Here is a 22,547-nt window from a genome sequence, read left to right on the forward strand (position 1 = left end):
CGCGGTTGAGCGCAACATCTGAAGCCCCTTCGGGCGCCGCCATCGTCACGCGCTTTGCGCCCTCGCCGACCGGTTTCCTGCACATCGGCGGCGCGCGCACGGCGCTGTTCAACTGGCTGTTCGCGCGCCATCATGGCGGCACGTTCCTGCTGCGGATCGAGGATACCGATCGCGTCCGCTCGACCGAGCCGGCGATCGCGGCGATCCTTGACGGCATGCGGTGGCTCGGCCTCGATTGGGACGGCGACGCCGTCTATCAGTTCGCCCGCGCCGATCGCCATGCAGAAGTCGCGCACGCGATGCTGGCCAGCGGCCACGCCTATCGCTGCTGGATGACCCAGGACGAGATCGCGGCGCAGCGCGAGGTGGCGCAGGCGGCGAAGCAGCCCTATCGCATCCGCAGCCCCTGGCGCGACCGCACCGATGGCCCGCTCGATCAACCCCATGTCGTGCGCATCCGCGCCGAACGTGAAGGCGCGACGACGATCCACGACCTGGTCCAGGGCGAAGTGACGGTGCAGAATGCCGAGCTGGACGACATGGTCCTGCTGCGGTCGGACGGCACCCCGACCTATATGCTCGCGGTGGTCGTCGATGATCGCGACATGGGCGTAACCCACGTCATCCGCGGCGACGATCACCTCAACAACGCCTTCCGCCAGCTGACGATTATCCGCGCAATGGCCGCGATCGAGGGGGGCTGGCCCGAGCCGGTCTACGCGCATATTCCGCTGATCCATGGCGCCGACGGGGCGAAACTGTCGAAGCGGCACGGCGCGCTTGGCGTCGATTCCTATCGCGACGAGCTGGGCGTGCTGCCCGAAGCGCTGTTCAACCACCTGCTGCGGCTGGGCTGGGGCCATGGCGATGCCGAGATCATCGACCGCGAACAGGCGATCGAATGGTTCACGCTCGAGGGGGTCGGCAAGTCGCCCTCGCGGTTCGATCTCAAGAAGCTCGACAGCCTGAACGGCCATTATATCCGCGCCGCCGACGATGCCCGACTCGCACGGCTCGCGGCTGGGTTCCTGCCGTTCGAGGCGCGCGCGGATCAGGTCGATCTTTTGCAACGCAGCATGCCCGCGCTCAAGCCGCGCGCGGCGAATCTCCTTGAGATCGCGGATGGGGCGGGCTTTCTGTTTCGCACCCGCCCGCTCGAAATGGACGCGGATGCACAAGCTCTGCTAGAGGGTCCGGCACGCGGGCTTCTGGCCCAGTTGCACACCGCGCTTGACGCGGTCGCGGACTGGAATACGGAAGCACTCGAACATGCGGTACGCCAGGTGGCGGAGGCTGCGGGAGTGAAACTGGGTGCGGTCGCGCAGCCGCTTCGTGCGGCGCTGACCGGGCGACGGACCTCCCCCGGCATCTTCGACGTCCTCGCCCTGTTGGGCCGGGAGGAAAGCCTCGGGCGGATCGCGGATCGGATGACGGCCTCCCCGGGCGATGACACGGACGGCTGAAGGAAAGGAACTGACGATGACCGACGGCACTCTCAAACTGGGCGACAAGGATTACCCGGTCAGACAGGGGAGCGTGGGACCCGAGGTCGTTGATATCCGCAAATTCTATGGCCAGTCGGGGATGTTCACCTACGATCCCGGCTTCACCTCCACCGCCTCGTGCGAGAGCGGCCTGACCTATATCGACGGCGATCAGGGCATCCTGCTCCACCGCGGCTATCCGATCGACCAGCTTGCCGAACAGTCCAGCTTCATGGAGGTCGCCTACCTCCTGCTGAACCACGAACTGCCGAGCAAGGATGAGCTGGACAAGTTCATCTGGACGATCAGCCGTCACACCATGGTGCATGAACAGCTCGCGACTTTCTATCGCGGGTTCCGCCGCGACGCGCATCCGATGGCGATCATGTGCGGCGTCGTCGGCGCGCTGTCCGCCTTCTATCACGATTCGACCGACATCGCCGATCCGGAGCAGCGCAAGATCGCGTCGCACCGCCTGATCGCGAAGATGCCGACGATCGCCGCGATGGCGTATAAGTACAGCGTCGGCCAGCCCTTCCTCTACCCGGACAACAAGCTGAGCTACACCGCGAATTTCATGCGGATGACCTTCGGCGTTCCGGCCGAGGAATATGAGATCGATCCGGTCGTGGTCGATGCGATGGACAAGATCTTCATCCTCCACGCCGATCACGAACAGAATGCATCGACATCGACCGTGCGTCTCGCCGGGTCGTCGGGCGCCAACCCGTTCGCGTGCATCGCCGCGGGCATCGCGTGCCTGTGGGGTCCCGCGCATGGCGGCGCGAACGAGGCCGCGCTCAACATGCTGCGTGAGATCGGCCGGCCTGAGCGGATCCCGGAATATATCGCCCGCGCAAAGAACAAGGACGACCCGTTCCGCCTGATGGGCTTTGGCCATCGCGTGTACAAGAATTTCGACCCGCGCGCGAAGGTGCTGTCGAAGGCGGCGACCGACGTTCTCGACAAGCTGGGGATCAGCGATCCGGTGCTCGACACCGCGCGCGAACTCGAACAGCTGGCGCTCAAGGACGATTATTTCATCGAGAAGAAGCTGTATCCGAACGTCGATTTCTATTCGGGCGTCATCCTGTCGGCGATCGGCTTCCCGACCACGATGTTCACCGTCCTCTTCGCGCTTGCCCGCACCGTCGGCTGGGTCGCGCAGTGGAACGAGATGATCAGCGATCCCGATCAGAAAATCGGCCGCCCGCGTCAGCTCTACACCGGCCCGACGCAGCGCGATTACATCCCCGTCGCGAAGCGTTGATCCGGGCGCACCTTCCCTTCGGGGAAGGTGACCGGCCGGATCGCGTGCGCATGACGCACCGCGCGGCACCGCGCGCGAAACGCTTCGCGCCGGACATTCGACGCGCGTCGTGCGCCAGTATGCCGGCGGATGCCGCTTTGCTTGCGTCCGACGCCGCGATACAAGAGAGGCGACACGATCGGACGGGCGGAGAGCGAATCCTGTCTCTTTTCAGGCTTCTGGCGAACTGACCGATGGCTTCCGGGTATTTCACCTTTGACGCCTTCACGCTCGATTCCGGCGACCGACAGCTGCTGCGCGACGATCGCCCGGTCGATCTGAACGCGCGCTATTTCGACGCGCTGCTGTTGCTGGTTCGCGAGCGCGGCCGGCTGGTGACGAAGGATCGCTTTCATGCCGAGATCTGGCGGGGCATTCCCGTCACGGACGAGGCGTTGACGCAGTGCATCCGCACCCTGCGCCGTCAGCTCGGCGACGATGCGGCCCGACCGCGCTTCATCGAGACCGTACCGAAACACGGCTATCGCTTCATCGCCGATGTCGCGGCCGACGCCGGCATGGTCGCCGCGCCCGCGCCCCGTTCCCCGGAGCCTCCCGCCCCGGCCGAATCGCCGTGGCTGACCGCGCCGGCGCGTCGCTTCCTTCTGCTCGGCGGCGCGGGAATGCTGGGCGGCGCACTCGCCGGTGCCATTGGCGGCATCCTGTACGGCTTTGCCGCCGCGTCGCGGCTCGATGGCGGCGCGGGCGGGCTGTCGCTGCTGCTCGTCATCCTGATCGCCACGATCATGGTCGCGCTCATCGGCGGCGCAGGCGTGGCGTTCGGGATCGCGGCGGGCGGGATCGCACGCGACGGCCTGCCGCGCTGGGCGGTACTCGGCGGCGCGCTGGGCGGGCTGTGGATCGGTGCGGTGGTGAAGCTGCTGGGGATGGACACGTTCAACCTGTTGCTCGGCCGCGCCCCCGCCGACATGACCGGCGCGGGCGAAGGGCTGATCCTGGGCGCGGCGACCGGCCTCGCCTTCTGGCTGGCGCAGGTGCGTGGCTGGTCGTTGCGGCGCGCGATGGCGGGCGCGGCGCTGATCGGCCTGGTCGCCAGCGCGCTCGTCATCGCGGCCGGCGGCCATTTGATGGCGGGCAGCATCGACCTGCTCGCGCGCGGCCTGCCCGAATCGCATATCCGCCTCGACGCGATCGGCGCGATGTTCGGCGAACGGGGGATCGGTCCGCTCGCCGGACTCGCCACCGCCGCGCTGGAGGCAGGGCTGTTCGTCACCAGCGTCAGCGCCGCCCTGCTAGCCGCCCACCGCACCCTGCCCCCTGCCGTTCGAAAGGCCTAGAGTCATGCGCCGAAACATCCTCGCCTTTGCCGGCATCCTCGGCGTCCTGATCGGACTGCTGTGGGTCGCCCAGGGCCTTGGCCTCGTCCACTGGCCGCCGCAGAGCTTCATGCTGGAGGACCGGCAATGGGCGATCCGGGGCGGTGTCGTGGCGGCGATCGGCGTCGTTCTGCTGCTGGCGATGCGGCGCAGCTGAACCGTTCAGGGTTCGAACGCCTCCAGGATCGGGCATCCCGCGCCGGTTCCGGCCGCACAGGTCGATGCCAGCCGGGCCAGCGCATCGCGCGCGCCGGTCAAGCGCGCAATCTCCTCGTCGATCGCCGCGATCCGCGCCACCGCCAGCGCCCGCGCGCGCTCCCGATCCTGACCGGCATCCAGTTCGATCAGTTCGGCGATCTGTGCCAGCGTGAAGCCCGCCGTCTGCGCCGCGCGGATGAACCGCAGCCGGCGTACCGCCTCCGCGTCATAGCGTCGCACGCCCCCGGATTTTTCCGGCTCACCGATCAGCCCGCGCCGCTGGTAATAGCGCACCGTTTCCACGCCCACCCCGCCGGCCCTGGCCAGCGCACCGATCATCATCGTCGCCACATCTTGACTCCGTACCATGGTACGGAACCTATCTGGGGTGGACACGTCGTCCGTCCAAGGAACCACGCCATGTCCGAACGCCCGATCGCCACGCTCTATCGGATGGTCATGCCCGACCATGTCTGTCCCTATGGGTTGAAGTCCAAATGGCTGCTTGAGCGAAGGGGCTATCGGGTCGATGACCATTGGCTGCGCACCCGTGCCGAGACCGACGCCTATAAGGAACAGCAGGGCGTCCAGACCACGCCCCAGTCCTTCATCGACGGCACCCGGATCGGCGGTTACGACGATCTGCGCCGCCATTTCGGGCTGCATGTCGCGAAAAAGGGCGAGACGAGCTACGCCCCGGTCATCGCGCTGTTCGGGATGATGGCGGCGCTGGCGATGGCGGCCAGCCATTTCGCCCTCGGCTCCCCCTTTACCGTGACGGCGGCGGAATGGTTCATCAGCTTCAGCATGTGTGCGCTCGCGATCCAGAAGCTGCGCGATGTCGAGAGCTTCTCGACCATGTTCCTCAATTACGACCTGCTGGCGCGGCGCTGGGTCCCCTATGGCTATGTCTATCCGTTCGGGGAGGCGCTGGCCGGCGTGCTGATGACCGCGCACGCGCTGCCCTGGCTGTCGATCCCGGTCGCGGCCTTTATCGGCAGCGTCGGCGCGGTTTCGGTGCTCAAGGCGGTCTATCTCGACCGGCGCGAACTCAAATGCGCGTGCATGGGCGGCGACAGCAACGTCCCGCTCGGCTTCGTGTCGCTCACCGAAAACGTGATGATGGTCGCGATGGCGCTGTGGATGCTGCTGCGCTGATCAGCCCGCGATCAGCCGCCGCGCCTCCGCGATTCCGGCGGCCAGGATGTCGGCGCCATCGGCCAGTTCAACATCGGGCCGCAGATGCCAGCGCGGCTGGTCGCGCACGTCATAGACCGGTTCGGCGGAATATTGCAGGTCGAGCCCGGTCCGGTCGAGCCGCAACGGAAACACCGCCGCGCCCAGCCCCATCATCGGCGTGCCGACGATCCGCGCCCGGCCCAGCCCCCGCATGCCCATCGGAAACCCCTCCGCCATGCTGGCGCTCCACCGATCGCACAGCACGACCACCGGCGCGGCATAGGTGAACGGCCCGCGCGGTTCGACGCTTTCGGTCCATCGCGGACCCAGCCCCGCACCGCTTCGACGCCGCATAAAGGCATAGGGCTTCTCCGCCGTGATGAAGCGTCCCATGATCGGCCGTGCGACGGCGGTGTCGCCCCCGCCATTTCCCCGCACGTCGATGATCAGCGCGGGGGCATCGCGCAGGTCGTCCAGCGCCGCGTCGAAGGCGACAATCGTCGCCTCCTCGCCAAAGCTGCGGATCGCGACATAGCCGACGCCGTCAGGCAGCCGCCGGTGGCTGATGTCGGGGAGCGGATCGCGCATCCTGAGCGGCAGATCCACCGTGCCAAGCCGCCGCGTCGTCAGCCGTCGCGGCGTCGCGCGGCGCCCGGCGATCACCCGGTTGATGACGAACCGGTCCGCCTCCGGATCGGACCCGGCCAGGCATAGCAGCGCGGCATCGCGAACCGCATCGGCCACCGCCCGCCCCTCGATCCCGGTCACGACATCGCCGATCGCGATGCCCGCCGCCGTTGCGGCTGAGTCCGGCTGTACGGCGGTAACGCGCAGCCCGTCCGGATCGCGCGCCACGATCAGGTCGAACGGCGGAACACGCGGAATGCCATTGGGGCCGTTGCGAAGGCTGGTATGCGCATCATAGAGTTCGGCGAGCGCCGCGTTGAGAACCGTGGCGAAGTCATCGACCGATGGCGCCGCGATCGCGCGGGGCCGATAGATCTGCCGCACCTTGCGCCAGTCGGTCCGCTTTTCCCCAAAGAAGCAGTAGCGCGATGCGAGCGTCCCCCACATCTCGTCAAAGTCCTGGGCAAAACTGATGTCGCGATCGGGTTCGCGCGACCAGGCGGGCGCGGACCCCATGGCGATCGCACCGCCGACGAACGCCCGGCGCGTCAGCACCATCCCCATCAGTCGCGCACCGGCAGCGTCAGCACGAACCGCGCACCCTGGCCCGGCGCGCTATCGACCGTGATGTCGCCGTCCATCGCCCGCGCCAGGCGCCGCGCGATATAGAGGCCAAGGCCGCTGCCGCCTGGCTCGGTCGGATCGACGCGCCCGAACTTCTCGAAAATCCTTGCCTGGTCGGCCTGTGCGATCCCCTTGCCCTGATCCGCGACGATGACGCAGCCCTTCGCCCCGTCCCGTTCCAGTCGGATCCACACCGATCCCCCCGCCGGGGAATAGCGCACCGCATTGCCGATCAGATTGACCAGGATCTGAAGAACCCGTCGAAACTCGCCATTCACGGGGAGGGTCTCGTCCGCCTTCGGCTTGTCGATCGTCACCTCGCCCTCGGCCGCGCGGACCGACAGCAGCCCCGCCGCGCGCCGCGCCACATCGGCCAGGTCCAGCGGCTCGCGCTCGACCGTGAAATCCTCTCGCTCGATCGCGCTCAGATCGGCCAGGTCATCGACCAGCGACAGCAGGTGCCGTCCCGCGCTGGCGATATCGCCGGCATATTCGGCATAATCCTCACGCAACGGACCATCGACGCGCGCGCTGATGCTGTCCGCATTGGCGATGATCCGGTTGAGCGGCGAGCGCAACGCGCGATCCAGCCGGCGGCCGAACTCGCTCGTGAACACCGCTTCGGGCGCCGGCGGGGGCGGCAGCGCCGGCTCCTCGTGCGCAACCATCGTCGCGGCGCCGGAAAAGCCGGCAAAGCGCCCTTCGGCATCGATGCGCGGGCTTGCCGACAGGCGCACCCGTTTGCCGGTGCCGCGCAGCTCGGCCACCTGCCCCTCGAACCGCGATTGCTCCGCCGCCGCCGAAAGGATCGGCAGCGCGCCCTCGTCATCGGCCTCCAGCGCGAACAACAGCGTCAGCGGCTTGCCCAGCATCGCGCCGGCGTCGAACCCGTGTCGCGCGCCCGCCTCGATCGACAAATGGGTGATTCGCATCGCCGCGTCGGTTTCCCAGATCCAGTCGGCGTCGGCGCGCAGAAAGTCGCTTTCCCGCACGGCATCGCTGCCACCCGCGCGCCACGCCGCGCGCAGCCGCCACCCACTTACCTCCAGCCGCACGCCGTCGGCATCCGGCTCGGCGCGGACCCACAGGTCGATATCGTCCTCGCCATCCGCGGCGACGATCGCGCGCGAGATCGCAATGCCCAGCCGCGCCGCCAACCGGGCGAGCGACGCGATCTGCGGCACCGCCAGCGGCTCCCCCGCCTTGCCACCGGCACGCGAATTCAGGTCCGCCAGACGCGGCTCGGCATCGACCAGTCGCCCGTCGCGGCCGATCCGTCCGATCGCCACCGGTGCGCCGGGTTCGACCGCGTTCATCGCCGCCGCTCCCCAAGCCGGAGTACCGCCGCACGATAATCGCCCGGCAGGCGCAGCGACGCGATCGCCCCGCGTCCCTCATCCGGGGTTACCGCCATCGCCATGTCGAGCGTATCGGCAAATCGCTCCAGGTCGCTGCGCGGATCGGCTTCGGTCAGCGCGACGCCGATCCGCGCGATCGCCTCACGACCAAAGCCCAGCGCCCGCAGCGCAAGCCACAGCCGGCCATCCACCGCATCCAGCGTCAGATCGCGCGCGGCGGCATAGTCGATCCCCAGTGCATGGCCGAGCAGCGCCGCGAACAACGTCACCCGCCGATCCCCAAGCGCTTCGGCCATCAGGTCGGCAAGGTCGTCAGGGCCGGCATCGATCGCCGCCGCCAGCCGCATCGCCGCCGCTTCCAGCCGGCTGCCCTCGTCATGCGCCATCAGGCTGCGCTGCGCCGCTTCGGCCAGCGTCGCGTCCAGCGCGGTCAGCGCCTCCGCCTCGGCCAGTCCCTCGTCACGCAGCGCCGCCGCCACCAGCCATGCCAGGCGGTGGTGCAGTTCGGCAGGCAGGTCGGTCTGCGCCAGCCGCCCCGGCTCCAGCGGGCCGCGCCGGCGACTTTCGGCGATCAGCAGCGCCATCGCTCCCTGCGCCAGCACCCGGTCCGGATGCTCGACGAAGCGGTTGATCAGGCTGGGTCGATCGGGATCGTCCTGCGCGCGCGGCTGGAGCGCGCTTGCCAGCAATTCCTGGCGCGTCCGCCCGATCAGTTCGGCCATCAGCTCCGGATCGCGCAATACCCCGCGCCGCATCAGTCGCGGCAATACCGGCTGTCCCTCCGCCAGCGCGTCGGCCGCCGCGCCCTCGCCCCGTGCGCGCAGCAGGCGCACGCCATGGCCGCGGATTTCACCCTCGACCGTCTCGACGAGCGCCCGCAACAGCTGGCCCAGCGCCACCCGCGTCCGCTCGTCCAGCCGCGCCGAATCGTCCATGAAGAAATCGTCGATCGCCCCGATCGTCGCATGGCGCGCGGACAGGTCGGCAGCCGCGGCGCGCGCAAGCAGCGACAGGGCGCCGGTCCGGGCGCCTTCGCACATGTCGACATTCGGGTCGGACATGATCTCCGGACTAAGGAAGTGCGGTTAAAACGAGACTAAGGTTTCTCACGCCGACTCTCAACCGCGAGCGCGAGCGTGACGCATGCGTAAACCGCAATCGCCGCCAGGCCCCAGCTTACGCGACCCGCGATCGCAAAGGGGGTGACGACCAGCAGATAGCCCGCCGGGCTGCCCCACCAGCGTCGCACCCGCGCCTGGGTCCGTTCGCCGATCGCGGTCGCCGCAACCGCGCCCAGCGCCAGGATAAGGCCGTCCAGCGTGCCATCGACGCGCGATTCGGCGATGCCCAGCGTCAGGATCACCGCCGCCGCCACCGCCGCGATCAGCACTTCCTGCGCAGCCGCGCGCTTTTCCTCGCCACGCAACGCCGACAGCGCCGCCCCGGTTGCCAGCGCGGCCACGCCCGGCAGCGCGACTCCCGCGCCCCAGGGCCAGCCCGCCGCGACCACCGCCACCGCGCCGGCGCCGGTCACGATCCCGCCCGCCATCAGCAGCCAGGCCGGAATCGCCTTTTCGATCACCTTGGGCAGCGCCAGTCGCGCGATCCGCGTGAACACCCAGCGATCGGCCCAGCTCGTGCGCCGTTCGGTCAGCGCCGCCAGCACCGCGTTGCTGCGCGAGGCGAGCGCGGCACCGTCACGCTCGACGCCATGGCCCGCACGCACTGCGCTCACCGGCAATTGCACCTGCTCTGCCCCCGCCTGAACGATCGCGCGCAACAAGGTCGACTGAAAATCATAATCGGCGGGAAAGGCGGCGATATCGACGATCCGCTGTGCCGGCGCCCGCGCGATTCCGGCCCAGCAACTGCGCGCATCGACCCGCTCGAGCGACGCCGACGGCTCCTGCGTGATCAGGATCGCGTCCTTGCCTTCGCCCGCCATGCGATCGACCACGTCGTCGGTCGTCACCAGCCCGTCGGCGATCACCACGAAGCTCGCCAGCGGGTGCGCCTTCGCCGCCGCTTCCTCGGCGGAGCGCACGACATCGATCGGCACGCCGCGCTTTGCCGCACGGCTCACCGCGCCCAGCAGCGCCGGCGTCACCCGCGTCACCGCGACCAGAATATGCCCCACCCCGGCGCCGACCAGAAGCCGTGCCTGATATTCGAGCAGGGTCATCCCCCCGAACGGCAGCGTCGCCGCCAGCGTTCCGGGCCGGTCGCCCGCATCCTCCGTCGCAAAAATAAGGCCCGCCAGCATCGCCAGCGGGTTAGGCCAATCTCAATAGCGAAGGAAGGGCCTGCGCACCTCTTCCCACGCCTTTTCGTCCGCACCCGCCGCGCCGTCGAGATCGCCGGGCGCCGCATCGCCGTCATCGACCCATCGCCGCAGCCCCGGCCCGCCGTTGATCACGTCGATCGCCAGCTTCTCGAATTCATATTCATAGGGAAAGTCGCGCCACAGCGCATAGTCGGGATACAGCGCGCGGATCGCCTTGAACGCCAGTGCCTGCAACCGCCATGGCCGGAACGTCGCATGGTCATACGCCGCGCCCTCGGCATGAATGAACACGCCGCTGCACAACTGCCCGACATGTTTGTGGAATGTCGGCTGAAACCAGACATCGCGGAGCGTGCAGCCTGCGGTCCAGTCGGGCGCGATGCGTCGCATCTGCGCGATCACCGCCTTTGCGTCGATATCGGGCGCGCCGAACAGTTCGAGCGGGCGCGTCGTCCCCCGCCCCTCCGACAGCGTAGCCCCCTCCAGCATCACCGTCCCCGCATAGGCGCGCGCCATGTTGACGTTGGCGGCGTTGGGGCTGGGGTTGATCCACACCCGGTCGGCGGGCCAGCCAAAGCCGGGCGCGGCGTCCGGCGCCCACCCGTCCATCTCGATCACCCGATAGGCGACATCCAGCCCGAAATGATCGATGAACCATGCGCCCATTTCGCCCAGCGTCATGCCGTGGCGCATCGGCATCGGTCCGGCGCCGACAAAGCTCTCCCAGCCGGGGAGCAGCGTCAGCCCCTCGACCGGTCGCCCCGCCGGGTTGGGCCGGTCGAGCACCCACACTTCCTTGCCGTGCGCGGCCGCCGCCTCGATCATGTAGAGCAGGGTCGTCACATAGGTATAGATGCGGCAACCCAGATCCTGAAGATCGATCAGGATCACGTCGAACGTGTGCATCGACTGGCCGGTCGGTCGCCGCACCTCGCCATACAGGCTGAACACCGGCATCCCATAGGTCGGATCGGTATAATCCGGCGACTCCATCATATTGTCCTGCAAGTCGCCGCGCACGCCATGCTGTGGCCCGAACACCGCCGACACGTTCAGTCCCGCCGCGACGAGCGCGTCGAGGCTGTGGGTCAGGTCCGCCGTCACCGATGCCGGATGCGCGAGCAGCGCGACCCGGCGGCCGTTCAATTGTCCAAGGAGCGCGGGGTCGGCAAGCAGCCGGTCGATACCGAAATTCATGGCGCTTCAGGTGCCGGGAGTTCGAGCGCAAAGCAATCGCGATGATGAAAATCGGGCGCCCCCGGCGGGTGGCGCAACGCCCAATAGGATCTGGTGCCGTCATCTTCCTCGATCACCGCGGACAGCCCGATGGTCAACGGGCCGGCACCGGCGCCGGTCAGGTCGATCGCGGCACGCACCGCGATGGCGCCGGCCCTGGTGGTCACCTCCACCTGCGGGTCCGTCGCCATCGGAAGGTCTCGCATCCCGGTGCGATAGCGGTCGAACGCATAGGCCGCCCATCGCGACGAGGGCGACAGGTTGAACTCCAGATAGCGCTCGCCCGCGCCCGCGACGAACAGTTCGAAACAGGTCCGCTTCCACAATCCGTCGGTCCGCGACGGCGACGCCGGTTCGGGAAGATTCAGGTGCGCGGCCGGCGCGACCAGGAAGGTGAGCGCGAGCGTGTCCGGATCCGGCCGGTCGATGGCGACTTCAACCGTTTCGATGCGGCGTGCGGGCGTGTCGGCGTGGCGGACGAGCGATGCGATCATGCCGCGACTATGCGCAGTCGGGTGGCAATGAAAAGGGGGCGGACCAGTCGCCTGCCCGCCCCCTTCGATATCACGATCCGTGCGGCGTCAGAACGACGCGCTCATCTGGACGTACCAGCTGCGCGGACGGGCGTAGATGCGCTCGGCATAGCCCAGCGTCGCCAGCGATGCGTTACCCTGGATCAGATAGCGCGCATCCAGCACGTTGTTGACGCCGCCGGTCAGCTCGATCCCGTTACCCAGTTTCAGCGTCAGCGACGCATTGCCGACGAAATAGCCGTCCTCCTCGATCAGCGGGATGCTGCCGGTGATGAAGGTGATCTTGGACTGGTAGCTGCCATCGACGCGCGGCGTCAGCGTGGCGTCACCGCCCAGCGGGATCGCGTAGCTGATCCCGAAATTCGCCTGCAAATTGGGCGTGAAGGGCAGGTCGTCGGCCGGCGTGACCGTCGCCGTCGCGCCCGGCACCGGCGTCACGCTCTTGATCTTGTCGTCGAGCACGCTCAGGCCGCCGTCAAAGACCAGGCCCCATGACGAGCGATAGCTGGCCTCCAGTTCAAGACCGCGGATCCGCGCCTCGCCCGCATTGAACAACAGCGGCACCACGCCCTGGCGGAAGATCAGCTGGATATCCTGATACTCGGCCTGGAACGCCGCGAGATTGAGGCGCAGGCGACCGATATTGGTCTTTGCGCCGATCTCGTAGCTGGTCACCTTCTCCTCGCCGAACGGCACCGGAAGGTTGCCGGCCGGCGGCGCGTTGTAGCGCGTATTGTATCCGCCCGACTTGAAGCTCTTCGCATAGGAGGCATAGGTGCTGATCGCGCTGCTCCAGCGATACTGGACGCTCGCCGATCCGGTCAGCGCGGCGAAATCCTTCTGGAACGGGCTGCTGAAGATGAACAGCGGGCCACCCTGGCTGGTCGCCAGCGTCGGCAGCGGATTGGGGTCGGGCTGCGTCGATGGGAACAGGTTGAGCACCGTACCCTGATAATATTTGCGGTCGCTGGTGTATCGCAGCCCGCCGCTCAACTCGAGCCGGTCCATCGGCTTCCAGGTCACTTCGCCAAAGCCCGCCACCGAATTGGTCTTGAGGCGCGAAACCTGAAGGTCGCGCGACCCCGGACCGCCGGCAAGCAGCGATCCGATCACCGGCGGCGAGGGCGGGAATGCCAGCGGCACCGTCGCCCGCTCGTCGGTCACCTCGTTGAAATAATAGCCGCCAAGGATCGCGCTGACCGAGCCGAAGTCGAGTTGAAGCTGCACCTCCTGGCTGAACTGCGCCGACTTGGCCGCGACGTCGGTCGTGATGAGCAGCAGCGGCGTATTGTCGCCGTCACGCACGCCGCGCGATTTGGTCTCGCGATAGGCGGTGACAAGCTTCACCGACGCCTGATCGGTCAGGCGGATATTGGCGGTACCGGCCGTACCCCACACCTCCGAATTGCTCTGCACCGGCGCGGTGCCGCCGTTGACGAACGGCCCGCGATTCTGGAAATCGTTCGCGCAGCGCACGTCGTTGATCATCGGCACATTGGGCGCGCCGAAGCGCGGATCGCCAGGCGTCAGCGGTGCGAACGGAATGGTTGCGCCGGGGCATCCGGCCGCGACGCTGGCAATGGCCGCGACCGGCGCCTGCTCATTGATCCCGGCAAAGGTGAACGGCGCGCCATGCTCGTCCTGCTTGCTGTAGTCGGCGCGCAGGAACAGGTTGAAATCGCTCGACGGCTCCCATTTGATCGATCCGGCCGCCGACCAGCGATTTTCATTGCCCAGGTCCAGCCCGTCAAAGGCGCGGATCACATAGCCGTCGCGCTTGCGGAACCCCGCAGATACGCGCGCCGCAAGCGTTTCGCCCAGCGGCACGTTGAGCGCGGCAAAGCCCTCATACCAATTGTCCTGGCCGGCACGGACGCGCAGGCGACCGCTGAATTCGCCCAGCACCGGCTGCTTCGTGCGGACCAGGATCGCGCCGCCGATGGTGTTGCGACCGAACAGCGTTCCCTGTGGCCCGCGCAGCACCTCGACCCCCGCGATGTCGCCGAAATCGATCGCTCCGCCGACCGCGCGGCCCAGATACACTTCGTCGAGATAGACGCCGACGCCCGGATCGACCGCCGCCGTCGGATCGACCTGCCCGACGCCACGGATGAAGACGACCGCCGACGCGCTGTTACCCGACAACTGCCCTGCCGGTTTGAACTGAAGGCTGGGCGTGATCCGCTCCAGATCCTGGGTTTGCACGATCTGGCGCTCTTCCAGCATGTCGGCGCTGAACGCGGAAATCGCGACCGGCGTATCCTGAAGGCTTTCCTCACGCCGGCGCGCGGTGACCAGGATTTCGCCGGTGTCGGTGGCGTCCTTCGCCTCGGGCGCGGTCTCCTGCGCTGCGGCGGGCAGGACGAACAGGCCGCTCGCGAGCGCAAGTGCGCTGACAAGCGGGGTCAGCCGCTTCTGGAAATCAGACATCTCTCTCTCCCCATCATGCCAGCCATCTTGTGCGGCTGAGCGATCGCGCCGATGGCGCTAACGTAAGCGATACTTACAAACTCCGGGGCGCGCGTCAATATTGTTATATGATGAACCAAATGGTGTCGAGGCGGGTTATGCATCTCGCGCGAAAACGCCCGTCACAGTGCGGGGATGACGCACGCTTCAGGAGGCGCTATGCGCCCGCGCATCATGACCGAATATGCATCCGATCTGCTTCGCCTGCTCGACCAGCGTGGGTATATCCACCAGGTCACCGATGCCGCCGCGCTCGACGCGCTGGCCAGCAAGGCGATCGTGCCGGGCTATATCGGCTTCGATCCGACCGCACCCTCGCTGCATGTCGGCAGCCTGGTCCAGATCATGCTGCTCCGCCGCCTGCAACAGGCGGGGCACAAGCCGATCGTGCTGATGGGCGGCGGCACCGGCAAGATCGGCGACCCCAGCTTCAAGGACGAGGCGCGCCAGCTGATGACCGATGCGGTCATCCAGTCGAACATCGCCTCGATCAAGACCGTGTTCGCGAAGTTCCTGACCTTTGGCGACGGCCCCACCGACGCGGTGATGGTCGATAATGCCGACTGGCTCGACAAGCTCGAATATATCCCCTTTCTGCGCGACATCGGGCGCCACTTCTCAGTCAACCGGATGCTCAGCTTTGATTCGGTCAAGCTGCGGCTCGACCGCGAACAGTCGCTCAGCTTCCTCGAATTCAACTACATGATCCTACAGGGCTATGATTTCCTGGAACTGTCGCGCCGCGCCGGGTGCCGCCTGCAAATGGGCGGGTCGGACCAGTGGGGCAATATCGTCAACGGCATCGAACTCGCTCGCCGAGTCGATGGCGCCGAGGTCTATGGCGTCACCACTCCGCTGATCACTACCGCCGATGGCGGGAAGATGGGCAAAACGATGTCGGGGGCGGTGTGGCTGAACGAGGACGCGTTGCCGGCCTTTGAGTATTGGCAGTTCTGGCGCAACACCGACGACCGCGACGTCGGCCGCTTCCTGCGTCTGTTCACCGATCTGCCGCTGGACGAAATTGCCCGGTTGGAAGCGCTCGAAGGCGCCGAAATCAATGAGGCGAAGAAGGTCCTGGCGACCGAGGCGACCGCGATGTGCCGCGGACGGGAGGCGGCCGAAACGGCCGCCGAAACGGCGCGCCGGACGTTCGAGGAAGGCGCGTCGGGCGACGCGCTTCCGACGCTCGCCGTATCGGGCGCGATCACCGTGGTCGATGCGCTGATCGGCCTCGGCTTTGCCGCATCGAAGGGCGAGGCGCGACGCCTGATCAAGGGTGGCGGCGCGCGGATCGACGGCGAAAAGGTCAGCGACGAGGGGGCGTCGATCACCATCGGCGCCGATCCGGTACGCGTGTCAGCGGGCAAGAAGCATCATGGGATGCTGAACCCGGGCGGATAGGCCCGGCGGATAGATTTCGCTAACCACGCCGGTTGCCGGGACGTTTACGGGTAACCGGTTACTCCCTCCTTTCAGGGACTTGGAAGCAGGGCAAGGCCGGGGCGCGTGACCTATCAATTCGCATCGCTGAGCACGGGCAGTGCTGCCGACCGGCGCAATGCCGATCGCGACGAGGTGCATTACCGCGCGAAGCTGTTCGGTCCCGACGCGCGGCGCCACGCAATCCTGATCGTCAACGCCTCGCCCCACGGCATGATGGCACGATGCGAACAGGATTTCGCGCAGGGCGATCGCGTCCGCATCATGCTGCCGGTCGTCGGCGTCGCGCCCGCCACCATCCGCTGGTCGCTGGGCGGCCGCATCGGCGTGCATTTCGACACCGCTGTCGATCTCGCCAGCTATTACGAACTGCTCGCCACGATGATGAAACAGGGCTGACCGCCGACCGCCGCCCCCTGCCGGTCGAGTTCCCCCGACGCCGACCTCACCCCGCCCGGAGCAACCCCACCGCCGCGTCGCGTTCGAACAGGTACAGCGCCACCCGCGCCGCCTGCCCGCGCTCGCCCTGCAACCCGCCGTCCCGATCGACCAGCAATCGCGCGTCGTCGGTCGCCGCCGCGATCAGTTCGGCGAACTTCTCCGGGGGGGCCAGTCGGAACGTCTGCTCGCCCGATTGACGCGTTCCCAGCATCTCCCCCGCGCCGCGCAGCCGCAGATCCTCTTCGGCGATGCGGAACCCGTCATTGGTCTCACGCATCAGCGCAAGCCGCGCCCGCGCCGTCTCGCTCAGCGTTCCCCCACGCAGCAGCACGCACACCGATCGCCCGCCGCCGCGCCCGACGCGGCCGCGCAGCTGATGCAACTGGGCAAGGCCGAACCGGTCCGCCGCCTCGATCACGATCAGCGTCGCGTTGGGGACGTCCACCCCCACCTCGATCACCGTGGTCGCGACGAGCACGCCGATCTCACCCGCGGAGAAGCGCGCCATCACCGCGTCCTTCTCCGGCCCTTTCATCCGGCCATGAACCAGCCCCACGCGATCGCCGAACCGTTGCCGCAAAGCCTCTGCCCGCGCCTCGGCGGCGGCCAGGTCGGTTTTCTCGCTCTCCTCGACCAGCGGACACACCCAATAAGCCTGCCCCCCGCCCGACAGGTGCCGGGCAAGGCCGTTGACGACCTCCTCGATCCGCTCCTCGCTGATCACGCTGGTCTCGATCGGCTGGCGCCCGGGCGGCATCTCGTCCAGCCGGCTCACATCCATCTCGCCATGCGTCGCCAGCTGGAGCGTGCGGGGAATCGGCGTTGCGGTCATCACCAGCAGGTGCGGCGCGGTCTTTGCCTTGGCCTGCAACATCATCCGCTCCGCGACACCGAACCGGTGCTGCTCGTCCACTACCACCAGCGCGAGGTCGCGATAGTCCACCCCCTGCTGGAAAATCGCGTGGGTGCCGATCAGCAGATCGATCGACCCATCGGCCAGGCCCATCAGGGTCGCCTCACGCGCCCGTCCCTTGTCGCGCCCGGTGAGGATCGCGACCTCGACGTCCAGCCCCGCAAACAGCTTGCGAAGCGTTTCATGATGCTGTCGCGCCAGAATCTCCGTCGGCGCCAGCATCGCGCCCTGCGCCCCCGCCTCGACGGCGATCAGCAGCGCCATCGCGGCGACCAGCGTCTTGCCGGCGCCGACATCGCCCTGCAACAGCCGCAGCATCGGCCGGCTCTGCGCCATGTCGCCCTCGATCTCGCGAATCGTCCGTGCCTGCGCCCCGGTCGGCGCATAGGGCAGCGCCAGTGCATCGCGCAGCCGGCCGTCGCCCTGCAACGCCCGCCCCTTGCGCGCCCGCGCCGCCCCGCGCACCAGCATCAGCGCCAGTTGATTGGCGAACACCTCGTCATAGGCCAGCCGATCGCGCGCCCGTTCATCCGCCGGGTCGGCGTGGATGCGGTCAAGCGCATCGCGCCAGTCGGGCCAGCCCCTGCGCGCCTTCAGGCTCGGCTCGATCCATTCGGGCAGGTCCGGCGCCCGCGCCACCGCCTGCGCGGCGAAATCCGCCAGCCGCTTCGACGTCATCCCCTCCGACAGCGGATACACCGCCTCACGCGCGGGTCCCTCCGCCTCGCCCGGCGCCACGACATAGTCGGGATGGACGATCTGAAGCATATCGCCATAGCGTTCCAGCTTCCCCGAAATCCGCTTAGGCTCGTCCAGTGGCAACAGCTTCTTCACCCAGCCGGAATTGCCGCCGAAAAAGACCAGCCCGACGGGGTTGCCCGCCGCGTCATAGGCGTTGACGCGATTGGGCGCCCGCGCGCTTCCGCCGAAACGATATTCGCGCGGCGTTACCGTGATCGCGATCACCCGCCCGACATCGGCAACGTCCAGCTTCTCGCGTGGCAACCGGTCGATGAAGCCGCTCGGAAGATGAAAGGCGACGTCGATCACCCGCGTGAGGTCCAGCCGCTCCAGCGGCCTGGCCAGTTGCGGCCCGACGCCCTTGAGCGCGGTGACTTCGGCGAACAGCGGGTTGAGGATATCGGGACGCATGGCTATCTGCCGTGCCTACACCCAGCCGACTGCGCGAAAAAGCGCTGTCGGCCAATTTGCGTTGAGAACCATGGACACCGAAATCCGCCTCAAACGTCTCCGTTTCCGCGCCTGGCACCGCGGCGTCAAGGAAGCCGACCTGATGATCGGCGGTTTTTTCGACGCCCGCGCGGCGACATGGGGCGAGGATCAGATCGACTGGTTCGAAGCGCTGCTGGAGGAACAGGACGTCGATATCATGGCATGGGCGATGGGAACCCAACCGGTTCCCGCGCGCTGGGAAGGGCCGATGATGGACGACCTCAAGACACTCGATTTCGTACCGGTCTCGCGATGACGCCGGGCCGTCGCCGGGGCCTGTTCCGGGGTCCGCCGCGCGGCAGGCCGATCGACCAATCCCTCGCCCCAGATCGGGCGGCCTAGTGAACCCCGACATATGGCCGGGGTGACGAAAGAGAAAATGCCCGACCTCAACCGCATCCTCGCCGCGCGATCCCCCCTCACCCTCGCCGGCGTGCCGACGGGATTTCTGCCCTGGCTGCTCGCCGACCTTGCCCGCGCCAGTGCGGCAGGCGCGGTCCACATCGCGCCCGACGATTCCGCGATGCGCGCCATCGCCGCGACCGCACCGTTCTTCGCGCCCGAGCTTGAGATCATCCAGTTTCCCGCCTGGGACTGCCTGCCCTATGACCGCGCCAGCCCCACGCTGCGCGTCATGGCCGAACGCATGGCCGCGCTCGCCGCGCTCCAGACACCGGCGAAGGGGCCGCGCCTGCTGCTCACGACCGTCAACGCCGCGACACAGCGCACGCTCACCCCCTTCCGCATCCGTGCGATGACCGCGCGCCTCGCCCCGGGGGAGCGGATCTCGCTCGACCGCCTCGCCACGCTGCTCTCCTCCAACGGCTATGTCCGCACCGACACCGTTCACGACAGCGGCGAGTTCGCGGTGCGCGGCGGCCTGGTCGATCTTTTCCCCTCGGGCGCGGAACAGGCGCTGCGCCTCGACTTTTTCGGCGACGAGATCGAGAGCGTCCGCACCTTCGACCCGGCCGATCAGCGCACCACCGGCCGCATCGACGGCTTCACACTGCTTCCCGCCAGCGAAGCGTTGCTCGACGAGGATACGGTTCGGCGCTTCCGCACCCGCTATCGCGAGAAGTTCGGCGCCACCGCCACCGGCGACCCGCTCTATCAGGCGATCAGCGAGGGCCGCCGCCTCGCCGGCATGGAGCATTGGCTGCCGCTGTTCGAGGAGCGGATGGAAACGCTGTTCGACCACCTGCCCGACCGGGCGGTCATCGTCCGCGACGCGGGCGAGGCAGGTGCCGCCGAAGCGCGGTTCGAGGCGATCGCCGACTATCAGGCGAACCGCGTCCGCGCCCAATCGACCGACGCGGGCAGCTATCGCCCACTCGGGACAGACCAGCTCTACCTCCTCCCCGACGAATGGGTGGACCGGCTGAAGGCGGCAACGGCGCATGTCGCCACCCCGTTCCACGAACCCGAAAGCGCGACGGTCCTCGATTTCCATATCGACGGCCCGCGCGACTTCGCCCCCGAACGCGCGGCACAGAGCAATATCTACGACGCCGTGACCGCGCATGTCGCCCGGTTGCGCAAGGAGGGGCGCAAGCCTGTCCTTGCCAGCTACTCCACCGGTTCGCGCGAGCGGCTGAAGGGCCTGCTCGCCGATCACGGCCTTGCCAACGGCGTCTTCGCCGACAGCTGGCAGGAGGCGCTGGGCGCATCGGCGGGCGGCCGCGATTCGGGCAATGTCGCGCTGATCGTTCTGCCGCTCGATCACGGCTTCACCGCCCCCGACGTTGCGCTGCTGACCGAACAGGACATGCTGGGCGACCGCCTCGTCCGCCGCAACAGGCGCAAGAAGTCGACCGACGCCTTCCTCGCCGAACTCGCCACCCTCTCCCCCGGCGACCTCGTCGTGCATATCGAGCATGGCATCGGCCGCTACGAAGGGCTGACCCAGATTCCGGTGCAGAAGGCACCGCACGACTGCGTCGCACTTACCTATGCCGGCGGCGACAAGCTCTACGTCCCGGTCGAAAATCTCGAAGTCCTCTCCCGCTACGGATCGTCGGAGGAAGGCGCGAGCCTGGACCGGCTGGGGGGCGAAGCGTGGCAGCGGCGCAAGTCGCGGATGAAGGAACGCATCCGCGAGATCGCGGGCGAGCTTATCGCCATCGCCGCCAAACGCGCGCTGCGCCCCGCCGACGTGGCCGAAACCGATCCCGGCAGCTACCCGGTCTTTGTCGATCGCTTCCCTTTCACCGAAACCGACGATCAGGATCGCGCGATCGGCGATGTGCTCGAGGATCTGTCCGCCGGCAGGCCGATGGACCGGCTGGTCGTCGGCGATGTCGGCTTCGGCAAGACCGAGGTCGCGCTGCGCGCTGCCTTCGTCGCGGCGATGGCCGGGATGCAGGTCGCGCTCGTCTGCCCCACCACCCTTCTCGCGCGCCAGCACTACACCAATTTCGTCCAGCGGTTCGAAGGGTTCCCGATCAACATCGGCCGCCTCTCCCGCCTCGTCCCCGCCGCCGAGGCCAAGGCGACCAGGGAAGGCCTGGAGACGGGCCGGATCGATATCGTGATCGGCACCCATGCCGTCCTCGCCAAAGGTATCGAGTTCAAGCGCCTGGGCCTGGTCATCGTCGATGAGGAACAGCGGTTCGGCGTCACCCACAAGGAGCGACTGAAGTCGCTGAAGGCCGATGTCCACGTCCTCACCCTCACCGCCACGCCGATCCCGCGCACGCTACAGATGGCGATGAGCGGCCTGCGCGAGCTGTCGGTCATTCAGACCCCACCCGTCGATCGCCTCGCCGTGCGCACCTATGTCATGCCCTGGGACCCGGTCGTGCTGCGCGAGGCGCTGCTGCGCGAACATTATCGCGGTGGCCAGTCGTTCATCGTCACCCCGCGCATCGCCGATCTGCCGGACATCGAACAGTTCCTGCGCGAAGAAGTGCCGGAGGTCCGCTATGTCGTCGCCCATGGCCAGATGGCGGCGGGCGAGGTGGAAGAGCGGATGTCCGCCTTCTACGACAAGAAATATGAGGTGCTGGTCTCCACCACCATCATCGAAAGCGGCCTCGACATCCCCAGCGCCAACACGATGATCGTCAACCGCGCCGACCGGTTCGGCCTCGCCCAGCTCTATCAGCTGCGCGGCCGCGTCGGGCGCGCAAAGACGCGCGCCTATGCCTATATGACCACCCCGCCCCAGCGGATGATGACCGAAACCGCCGAAAAGCGCCTGAAGGTCCTGTCCGATCTCGAATCCCTGGGCGCGGGGTTTCAGCTGGCGAGCCACGATCTCGACATTCGCGGCGCCGGCAACCTTCTGGGCGACGAACAATCGGGGCATATCAAGGAAGTCGGCTACGAACTCTACCAGTCGATGCTGGAAGAGGCGATCATGGACGCCAAGGCGGGCGGGCTGGCCGATGATCGGCCCCGCGACCTTTCGCCCCAGATCACCGTCGATGCGCCGATCCTGATCCCCGAAACCTTCGTCCCCGACCTCGACCTGCGCATGGGCCTCTATCGCCGCCTGAACGAGGTGGAGGACAAGCGCGGCATCGACGAATTCGCGGCCGAGATGATCGACAGGTTCGGCAAGCTGCCCGAAGAGACCGAGAATCTGCTCACCCTGATCGAGGCGAAGCTGAACGCGAAAAAGGCCTGCATCGCCAAGATCGACGTCGGGCCGAAGGGCGCGCTGGTCAGCTTTCACGAAGACAAGTTCCCCAGCATCGACGGCCTGCTGGCCTATGTCGAGCGACTGGACGGCACCGCGAAGCTGCGCCCGGACATGAAACTGGTGGTGGCGCGCGCCTTTGCCAACCCGCGCGCACGGCTCAACGCCGCGCTGCAAATCTCAAGGGGTCTGGCGAAGGCGGCGGGCTGAAATCGCACACGGACCGCTGCCGCCGG

18 protein-coding genes are annotated in these 22,547 nt (G+C 67.6%); 9 read left to right on the forward strand and 9 right to left on the reverse strand.

All coding sequences use genetic code 11. The features are described from left to right. The first annotated feature begins 5 nt into the window (after positions 1-5). From gltX to KF783_RS01290, 4 genes are all read left to right on the forward strand, one after another. On the forward strand, positions 6-1,463 hold the full coding sequence (gene gltX / locus KF783_RS01275; RefSeq protein ID WP_294076079.1) for a glutamate--tRNA ligase: 1,458 nt from the start codon (positions 6-8) through the stop codon (positions 1,461-1,463). 16 nt (positions 1,464-1,479) lie between these two features. Continuing rightward, positions 1,480-2,754: a citrate synthase gene (gltA, locus tag KF783_RS01280; protein WP_294076080.1), complete on the forward strand. Its 1,275-nt coding sequence runs from the start codon at positions 1,480-1,482 to the stop codon at positions 2,752-2,754. 233 nt (positions 2,755-2,987) lie between these two features. Beyond that, on the forward strand, positions 2,988-4,091 hold the full coding sequence (locus KF783_RS01285; protein WP_294076081.1) for a transcriptional regulator: 1,104 nt from the start codon (positions 2,988-2,990) through the stop codon (positions 4,089-4,091). Between the two features lie 4 nt (positions 4,092-4,095). Then, positions 4,096-4,287, forward strand: a complete 192-nt coding sequence (locus KF783_RS01290; RefSeq protein ID WP_294076082.1) for a hypothetical protein — start codon at positions 4,096-4,098, stop codon at positions 4,285-4,287. Positions 4,288-4,292: 5 nt separating this feature from the next. Here KF783_RS01290 and KF783_RS01295 read toward each other — a convergent pair whose 3' ends face one another. Next, positions 4,293-4,670: a MerR family transcriptional regulator gene (locus KF783_RS01295; RefSeq protein WP_294076342.1), complete on the reverse strand. Its 378-nt coding sequence runs from the start codon at positions 4,668-4,670 to the stop codon at positions 4,293-4,295. A gap of 78 nt (positions 4,671-4,748) precedes the next feature. Here KF783_RS01295 and KF783_RS01300 point away from each other — a divergent pair, with 78 nt between their 5' ends. Next, entirely contained in the window at positions 4,749-5,486 is a 738-nt protein-coding gene (locus tag KF783_RS01300) for a glutaredoxin family protein (protein WP_294076083.1), read from the forward strand. Here the strand turns inward: KF783_RS01300 and KF783_RS01305 are convergent, their stop codons facing one another. The 7 genes from KF783_RS01305 to KF783_RS01335 all read right to left on the reverse strand — a co-directional run bounded on the left by KF783_RS01305 (position 5,487) and on the right by KF783_RS01335 (position 14,599). Then, entirely contained in the window at positions 5,487-6,698 is a 1,212-nt protein-coding gene (locus KF783_RS01305) for a S41 family peptidase (protein ID WP_294076084.1), read from the reverse strand. It abuts the gene before it with no gap. Next, positions 6,698-8,074 (reverse strand): ATP-binding protein, encoded by a 1,377-nt coding sequence (locus KF783_RS01310; protein ID WP_294076085.1) that lies wholly within the window; start codon positions 8,072-8,074, stop codon positions 6,698-6,700. The genes KF783_RS01305 and KF783_RS01310 overlap by 1 nt, the downstream gene beginning before the upstream one ends. After that, complete coding sequence (locus KF783_RS01315) at positions 8,071-9,177, reverse strand: DUF2336 domain-containing protein (protein WP_294076086.1); 1,107 nt, start codon at positions 9,175-9,177, stop codon at positions 8,071-8,073. The genes KF783_RS01310 and KF783_RS01315 overlap by 4 nt, the downstream gene beginning before the upstream one ends. A 35-nt stretch (positions 9,178-9,212) precedes the next feature. Further along, on the reverse strand, positions 9,213-10,379 hold the full coding sequence (locus tag KF783_RS01320; protein WP_294076087.1) for a hypothetical protein: 1,167 nt from the start codon (positions 10,377-10,379) through the stop codon (positions 9,213-9,215). A 21-nt stretch (positions 10,380-10,400) separates the two neighbouring features. Next, positions 10,401-11,597 (reverse strand): DUF1343 domain-containing protein, encoded by a 1,197-nt coding sequence (locus tag KF783_RS01325; protein WP_294076088.1) that lies wholly within the window; start codon positions 11,595-11,597, stop codon positions 10,401-10,403. Then, positions 11,594-12,130: a DOMON-like domain-containing protein gene (locus KF783_RS01330; RefSeq protein ID WP_294076089.1), complete on the reverse strand. Its 537-nt coding sequence runs from the start codon at positions 12,128-12,130 to the stop codon at positions 11,594-11,596. The genes KF783_RS01325 and KF783_RS01330 overlap by 4 nt, the downstream gene beginning before the upstream one ends. A gap of 87 nt (positions 12,131-12,217) precedes the next feature. Beyond that, complete coding sequence (locus KF783_RS01335; RefSeq protein WP_294076090.1) at positions 12,218-14,599, reverse strand: TonB-dependent receptor; 2,382 nt, start codon at positions 14,597-14,599, stop codon at positions 12,218-12,220. Positions 14,600-14,812: 213 nt separating this feature from the next. Here KF783_RS01335 and tyrS point away from each other — a divergent pair, with 213 nt between their 5' ends. Next, positions 14,813-16,042 (forward strand): tyrosine--tRNA ligase, encoded by a 1,230-nt coding sequence (gene tyrS, locus KF783_RS01340; RefSeq protein WP_294076091.1) that lies wholly within the window; start codon positions 14,813-14,815, stop codon positions 16,040-16,042. A gap of 105 nt (positions 16,043-16,147) precedes the next feature. Further along, complete coding sequence (locus KF783_RS01345; protein ID WP_294076092.1) at positions 16,148-16,480, forward strand: PilZ domain-containing protein; 333 nt, start codon at positions 16,148-16,150, stop codon at positions 16,478-16,480. A gap of 46 nt (positions 16,481-16,526) precedes the next feature. Here KF783_RS01345 and recG read toward each other — a convergent pair whose 3' ends face one another. After that, positions 16,527-18,587: an ATP-dependent DNA helicase RecG gene (gene recG / locus KF783_RS01350; protein ID WP_294076093.1), complete on the reverse strand. Its 2,061-nt coding sequence runs from the start codon at positions 18,585-18,587 to the stop codon at positions 16,527-16,529. A gap of 70 nt (positions 18,588-18,657) precedes the next feature. Between recG and KF783_RS01355 the strand changes: the two genes are divergently transcribed. Then, a complete protein-coding gene (locus tag KF783_RS01355; RefSeq protein WP_294076094.1) occupies positions 18,658-18,924 on the forward strand; it encodes a succinate dehydrogenase assembly factor 2 in 267 nt (88 codons plus the stop codon). A gap of 123 nt (positions 18,925-19,047) precedes the next feature. Beyond that, entirely contained in the window at positions 19,048-22,521 is a 3,474-nt protein-coding gene (gene mfd / locus KF783_RS01360) for a transcription-repair coupling factor (RefSeq protein ID WP_294076095.1), read from the forward strand. Positions 22,522-22,547 lie beyond the last annotated feature (26 nt).

It is taken from the genome of Sphingomonas sp. (assembly GCF_019635455.1).
Taxonomy (GTDB): Bacteria; Pseudomonadota; Alphaproteobacteria; order Sphingomonadales; family Sphingomonadaceae; genus Sphingomonas.